Below are 491 nucleotides of genomic sequence, written 5' to 3'. Positions count from 1 at the left end.
AGTGATATCGCCCTGACTGTTAAGGGCCACGGTATTGCCGGCCAGCAAAGCGCCGTCACTGCTCAGGTCGCCCTGACGGACACGCGCGTAAACCTGCGGCACAGTCACCACCTCGGTCGTGCCATCCTGCAGGGTCACGGTTTGATTGGTCAGCCAGATAATGTCCGAGGTCAACAGCGCCATCTGCGCCGGGCTTAAGGCGACACCGGGCATTAATTGTTGCTGTTTGCCAAAGGCGATACCCGCATCCATCAACGCTTTAAACTGCGCTTCATCGTTATGGTAACCGGACAGATAACGCTGGCCGGTCAGTTGAGTGATTTGGTCCCGTACCAACCGCTGTTCATAGAATCCGTCGCCTAACCGTTTGTGGACCAGAGCCGGGTCGTGCGTTAACTGTTGCTGCATGTAGTCCGAGCCCAGCCACTGTTTGTACTGGGTGAATTTCGGGTCGGTCTCCACCAGATAGTGGCTGTCACTGCCCGGTTGCA

The 491-nt window shown here is 56.8% G+C and carries 1 protein-coding gene; it reads right to left on the bottom strand.

Annotated elements, in window-relative coordinates:
• Positions 1 to 491: S-layer family protein (locus tag C5471_RS23620; RefSeq protein WP_166296687.1), on the bottom strand; the 491-nt coding region annotated here is incomplete at both ends.

It is taken from the genome of Photorhabdus tasmaniensis (assembly GCF_011189505.1).
GTDB lineage: Bacteria > Pseudomonadota > Gammaproteobacteria > Enterobacterales > Enterobacteriaceae > Photorhabdus > Photorhabdus tasmaniensis.
Note: the sequence above shows the minus strand (reverse complement) of the source record. Positions and strands in the feature narration are given on the sequence as shown.